This window comes from Methylophilus sp. 42 (assembly GCF_000384155.1).
Taxonomy (GTDB): domain Bacteria; phylum Pseudomonadota; class Gammaproteobacteria; order Burkholderiales; family Methylophilaceae; genus Methylophilus.
In genome coordinates this window covers 1859768-1866991 of sequence record NZ_KB913031.1, presented here as the reverse complement: position 1 = coordinate 1866991, position 7224 = coordinate 1859768, and the positions used below count along the sequence as shown (strand labels likewise).

Sequence of the window (7224 nt, the reverse complement as noted above, 5' to 3'; positions counted from 1 at the left end):
CCCAGTAGTTGTGACCATCAACGGTAAAGACTACAACACAACAGTGGTTACCCGTCCTGACGGCAAACTGGGCTTCAGTGTCAATGTGGCTGGTAACGAACTGGCTGCTGATGCTGACAAGACTATCGATGCCAAGGTCACTGTGACTGACAATGCTGGTAACACAGCGAGCCAGTCTACTCAGTTGACCTACAGCCTGGATCTGACGCCACCTAAAGCCGAGATCGCGCTTGACGCCAACTTCGGTGGTGATGGCATCATCAACATTGAAGAAGCGAAAGCGACTTCCATTACGCCGGTAACGGGTACAGTTGGCGGCGACGCTAAACTGGGTGACCCAGTAGTTGTGACCATCAACGGTAAAGACTACAACACAACAGTGGTTACCCGTCCTGACGGCAAACTGGGCTTCAGTGTCAATGTGGCTGGTAATGAGCTGGCTGCTGATGCTGACAAGACGATTGATGCCAAGGTCACTGTGACTGACAACGCTGGTAACACAGCGAGCCAGTCTACCCAATTGACTTACAGCCTGGACCTGACGCCACCTAAAGCCGAGATCGCGCTTGACGCCAACTTCGGTGGTGATGGCATCATCAACATTGAAGAAGCGAAAGCGACTTCGATTACGCCAGTGACTGGTACTGTTGGCGGTGACGCTAAAGTAGGTGATCCAGTCGTTGTGACCATCAACGGTAAAGACTACAACACAACAGTGATTACCCGTCCTGACGGCAAACTGGGCTTCAGTGTCAATGTGGCTGGTAATGAGCTGGCTGCTGATGCTGACAAGACGATTGATGCGAAAGTGACTGTGACTGACAACGCTGGTAACACAGCGAGCCAGTCTACCCAATTGACATACAGCCTGGATCTGACGCCGCCAGTAGCGACAATCGCTTTGGATGCTAACTTTGGTGGCGATGGCATTATCAATATTGCCGAGTCTCAACCAGGTGTAAATCAGCCTGTCACTGGTACTGTCGGTGGTGAGGCCAAACTGGGTGACCCAGTGGTTGTGACCATCAACGGTAAAGATTACAACACAACAGTGATTACCCGTCCTGACGGCAAATTAGGCTTTACTGTGAGTGTGCCTGGTTCAGAATTGGTTGCCGACGCAGACAAAACTATTGATGCTAAAGTGACTACAACAGATACCGCTGGCAATATTGGTGTAGCCACCACGCAGCTGACTTATGTAGTGGATGTCATTGCGCCGAACAAACCAACCATCGATAACATCTATGATGACTTTGGTGCAGTGAAAGGCAATGTCGGAAATGGCGGTGTGGCTGATGATGCAACGCCAACCTTAACCGGTAAGGCGGAAGCGGGTAGTACAGTGACTATCTACGATGGTTCCACCAAAGTAGGTACTGCTGTTGCTGATAAAGATGGTAAGTGGACATTTACGCCGACGACTGACATTACCAAAGGTTTGCACAACTACACTGTGACTGCCACTGACAATGCAGGCAACATCAGTGTGCCTAGCGACAACTATGCATACACACTCAATCAGTCGCCAGTCTTTGTGACCCTGGATGCGTCTGCTTCAGTGTCTGAAGATGGTCTGCCAAACGGTTTGCTGGACTCTGGTCCTTCTAATGTTATCGCTAGCGGTTCCATGGGTATTTCTGATCCAAATGGCGACTTGAAGAGCGTGACCCTGACAGAGCCAACAACGACCTACACCTCTGGTGGTACGACTATCACCTGGTCAGGCAATAACACAGGTACTTTGATTGGTTCTGCCAATGGTAAAGAAGTGATTCGTGTCACGATCGACAGCAAAGGTGACTATGCGGTGCAGTTGTCAGGCCCGATTGATCATCCAGTGGCTGGTCAGGAAGATACTTTGGCAATCAAGTTCGGTGTGAACGCCAACGATGCTGACACGACGACTAAAGGCTCTATCACTGTTAATGTTTCAGATGATGCGCCAACAGCGACTAACCAAACCGTGACGGCTACCAACTCTGCCAATACCAACCTCATGATTACGCTAGATATTTCTGGCAGTATGACGACCACTGATGGTGTGAATAATCAGACCCGTTTGGCCAGTGCTATTCAGTCAATTAAGAACTTGCTGGATAAATATGACGATATGGGTGACGTGAAAGTCTCACTGGTGGTATTTGCAGGTTTGGATCAAACCAAACAATTGGGTAGTGGCTGGTTGACCGTTGCACAAGCCAAGGCTTACCTGAATAATCTGTCAGCGGATGGTAATACCAACTATGACTCTGCGTTGAACACGGCCATGAATGCGTTTGGTACATCCGGTAAGCTGGATAATGCACAAAACGTGTCCTACTTCTTCACTGATGGCCAACCTAACCGTGGTGTCGGTGGTGATAGTAGCTTGACTGGTCAAGAGAATAGCAATAATGGAGACAGAGGTATCCAGCAAGCAGAAGAGGCGACATGGATTAACTTCCTGAATAACAACCATATCAAGTCTTACTCGATTGGTATCGGTTCCGGCGTCACTTCAAACACTGAGTTGAATCCGATTGCTTATGATGGCCAAACGGGTACGAATACAGATGGCGTACGTGTGACATCGTTTAACCAGTTAGACTCTGTCCTGAATGAGACTGTGAGCAGCCCAATTACCGGTAGCTTGACCTCAGGTGGTGGCTTTGGTGCAGATGGTGGTTATGTGAAATCGATAGCGGTTGACGGTTCTACTTATACCTTCAACTCATCAACCGGTGCCATTACCGTGACTGGTACCAATAACAGTACGTATGATGCTACCAGCCATAAACTGGTGATCACGACTGCACAAGGCACTTTGCTGGTTGATATGGATGATGGTTCATTCTCATTCACACCGAAAAACACCAGCGTTGCTGGCACCAGCTCGTTTAATTACACATTAAGCGACAATGATGGCGATACCAGTTCTGCAACGCTGACTGTGAATGTGGCTAAGCAGATAACCTCTATCCCACAAGTGGCGCCAGAAGTCAGCAATGGTATGGGGGCCGCTGGCTTGTTGACCTTGCCAGGTTTGTTGAATGTAGACTTGCTCAACTTCTCAAGCCGTCAGGCATTCACTGCAAGTGATGTGAATAACAACATCAGCTCTGTGACGATTGCCTATAACACCTTTATTGGTGTGACATTAGGCACGGCCTATCTGACTTATTCACAAGCCGTTGCGAATGAGTTGGGCCTGAATGTGAGCTACACGCAAAGCAGTGGTTTCCTCGGCTTGATCGGTGCTAATGGCAAAATGGTGATCACTGCTGCTGATGGTGGCACAGTGGATAACCTTGCGCTCAATGAGTTCTTGTCAACGGTTAAAACCAATGAGCAGGCCGTTGATTTGAGCCTGTTCCAGAACTTCAAAATCACTGCAGTGGACAGCACTGGCTTGCAGGACAGCGAATCCGCCTCTAACCTGATCAATATTGATTTGTTGAACAGCAACAAGGGTACGCCAATTATTGGCGGCGATAGCGCTGACAATACCGTGAATGGTACGTCTGGCAATGACATTATCTACGGCTATGCCGGTAACGATACCTTGAATGGTGGCGCTGGTAATGACATCCTGCGCGGTGGTGCTGGCAACGATAAGCTGAATGGCGGCGATGGCAACGACATCCTGATCGGTGGTAAAGGTAACGATACCCTGACTGGTGGCGCTGGCGTAGACGTGTTCAAGTGGGATCGCGGTGATGATGCTCTTGTCAATGGCAGTGTCGCACGTGACACGATCAATAGTTTCGACAAGAGCTCTGTCAGCCAGGGCGGCGATATCCTGGATGTACGTGACTTGCTGCAAGGCGAGAATGCTGGCAACCTGGTGAACTACCTGCACTTTGAAAAATCCGGCAGCGATACAATTATCCATATCAGCTCTAATGGTGGTTTCGCAACGGATGCACACAATGTGTCTGGCAGCTTCAGCAGCGGTAATACGACCCAGCAGATTGTGCTGAGTGGTGTGGACCTGACCACAGGTCAGACCTCTGATGCAGCGATTATCTCTAACTTGTTGTCACAGCAAAAACTGATTACTGATTAATTATCAGTGTCTGTCAAAAAAGCGACCTTCGGGTCGCTTTTTTATTTTCTATTGATCATGAGACGGCCCCCATTCTCTATAGGCCAATTTACTTGCATATTGCAATAAGAGGCATAAAAACATTTGTTAACATATTTATGTTTCTTTTATTAATATTGGTAAAATAAGTTAACTAATGTTTTATTTGGTTTTCTTGTATGCATCTAGCAGGTTTTGTTTTAAGCGTTCAGAAGTGGATTTATCGCGTACGCATCCTCCAGATTATTCTCGGTTTTTTGCTACTACTTGCCAGCGGTTCTGTCGATGCCATGTACTCCTTTCCGGCTGTTTCAGGTGCGCCTATGCCACCAGGCTGTGTTGGTAGCGCGGGGACGTATACCTGTACGGGCTACACCAATATTCAAGACCACGTACAATTTCTCGATACCGGCAATGTCAGCATTACCGTTAATGGCTCACTGAATATCGGCATCTATAGCATAGGTAGTGCCACACAAAATGCAAATGTCAGCTTTCAGGTGAATGGTTTGGTCACCGTTAACGCCGCCACGGTGCATGCGACCATCAACTCTGGCATTTATTCCATGACACTCACCGGCGCGCCTTATATCCGCGGTAACCTGTTGACGTCAACAGGTAGCATCACGGCGCGTGGCACGATACAAGGCGATGTCTCTGCGAGCAGTTACGGTGCAATCAGTCTATTACAAAATACAGTGATTAATGGCCATGTAGCGGCGAGAACGGGGCTGGTCACGTTATACGACAGTGCCATGATTCATGGCAGCCTCAGTACGACCTCTGGTACGGTAACACTTTACGGATTTAACATTGTCGACTCATGGGTCAACTGTGACAGCTGCAATCTTTATTTATACGGTCAAAATAACACCATTGGTGGTGATATACGCGTGGCGAATGTGTATGCGAGTTCAGCACAAAATAGCCATTATAATGGCGCCATACAGGCAGTTTCTGGTTATATTGCACTCGGGACTGGCTCGATCGTGTACGGGGATATCACTGCTTTATCCAGCGGATTTACCACCAGTAACGTGGCAGTTTATCAAAGTGTTATCAATGGAACGGTGAACGTCAGTTCCGAGGCGAGTGCCAGTGTCAATCTGTTTAACGGCTCTATCATTCATGGCCGTGTGCAGGTCACCAATAGCGGGATGGCAGCATATGCTAATAATAACGTTTATCTGGATAGCAATTCAGTCATCAATAATTCGGTGTCCGTGACTGGCGTTATTATCAATAACGGCAGGATTAACGGCTGTGCCAGGACGAGTTCGAGTTATCCGGCAGCTATCCAACTGCAATGGGGCTCTAATACCGCGGGAATATGCTGTGCCAGTTCAGGTAGCTGCTCACAAACATCTTGTGTCATCAACCCTTTTGGCTATCCGACAAACAGATGCTCAACACCGGCCAATAAATTCAATTGTATTGATCCTTCAGTCAGCAACCCGAACGCGGCTAATGGTCACTTATTCACCCAGATTGCGAATAGTGCGTTTAATGTCGATGTGGTCGCGCTTGCCGCTGATAATAGCGTCAATACTGATTATGTCGCGACAGGGCAGGGTAATCAAACTGTAGAAGTGAGGCTGATTGACTGCGGTGATCCTGCTGTATTGATCAATCAAAGCTGTGGCGGCACGACAACCAACCTTTCAACGCAGAATCTCACTTTCAGCAATAGTGATGCTGGCCGTAAGCGACTCTCTAACACAATTAGCAATGCTTATAAAAATGTACGTTGCACAGTGACTGACCCCAATGCCACTCAGCAGACTTCGCTGTCGACAGATAATTTTGCAGTGCGGCCTGCAAATTTTAGCAGTGTGAGTTCAAGCAATGCCAATGCAGATGTTGCTACTGGTATCAGTACTAGCAATACGCCGATCATTAAAGCGGGCAGTGGCCGATTTAACATGACCGCCAGCACCGGTTTATCTAACTATAACGGCACGGCTAAAATAGATCCCAGCAAACTCATAGCACATACGGGCGCTGTACATACCGGTGCAGTCTCTGGGACGTTTAGCCAAGACAGCTATGGCAACAGCACCGGTACAAGCTTTAGCTATGATGAAGTCGGCTATTTTAGATTTAGTGCGCTGGGTATTTACGATGACACGTTTACCCAGGTGGATGCCAGTGTTGGCGATTGTGTGGCAGGGTTTACTGCCAGCAATAACAAGCAAGCCTGTGCCTTTGGCTATGCGCCGAGCACGAATGTATATATGGGGCGCTTTGTGCCCGACCATTTTGCGATTAGCCCGCAATCAGTCACCCCCGCATGCAGCAACCAGTTTTCATATTTTGGCCAGGATGGATTGTTGACACGATTCCAGATTAAAGCGCTAAATTCCAGCGGAGTGACTACCCAGAACTATACGGGCGTTTATGGTGGCTTTGCCCGAATGAATCTCAATAGTTATGCTGCCTATCACTTTAATCTTTCTCCTCACACGTTTACTTTAATCTCCAAGGTAAATGGATCCGCAGGCGTATGGAGTCAAGGTCAGGCAACGATTCAAGTTGCCCATCAGGTGAGCAGACCCGGTAATCGCACACCTGTGACTAATATCAGCGTGGAGGCACAGCCGCTGGATGATGATGGCGTCACCATATCCAGTGCGGTGGCTGTCTCTGCGAGCAGTAGTCCATTTCGTTATGGGCGATTATATTTATCTCCTGCGCATGGTTCTGAGTTATTGCCACTGCCTTTACAACTGGAGGCGCAGTATTGGAGTGATAGTGTTGTTGCTTATGTCAGAAGTGTGGGCGATAGCTGTACAACGGTTCCGTTATCAAGTGTTGTCATGAAAAACTACCATGGTCAGTTAAATGCCTGTGAAACACATTTGGCCGGTAACGCTACAATGGTGAATGGCTTGTTAGGTCTTAGATTAACAGCACCAGGGGTGAGCGGTGGCCAGCCTAATACAGGCAGTGTCGACGTAGAGGTGAATCTCGGTGTGGCCTCAAACAATGATAAAACCTGTGTCAGTCAGGCAGAAACGCCGGCTATTGATGGTGTGATGCCCTGGTTTGGTGTCGATCCTGAGGCGCGGGCGACGTTCGGCATCTATAAGTCACCGATCGTTTATATGCGGGAAAGCTTTTAACGGTAAAACGGACTGCCTATTTTTGTGTCAGCAGTC

2 protein-coding genes are annotated in these 7224 nt (G+C 48.3%); both read left to right on the top strand.

The annotated features are described in order from the left end of the window. Nucleotides 1-4048 (top strand): Ig-like domain-containing protein (locus MET42_RS14485; protein WP_198290092.1); only part of this gene is annotated, 4048 nt, incomplete at its 5' end. Between the two features lie 197 nt (nt 4049-4245). Beyond that, nucleotides 4246-7188 carry a DUF6701 domain-containing protein gene (locus MET42_RS0109055; protein ID WP_232411428.1) on the top strand — a complete coding sequence of 981 codons (2943 nt, stop codon included), beginning with the start codon at nt 4246-4248 and terminating at the stop codon, nt 7186-7188. The last annotated feature ends 36 nt before the right edge of the window (nt 7189-7224 follow it).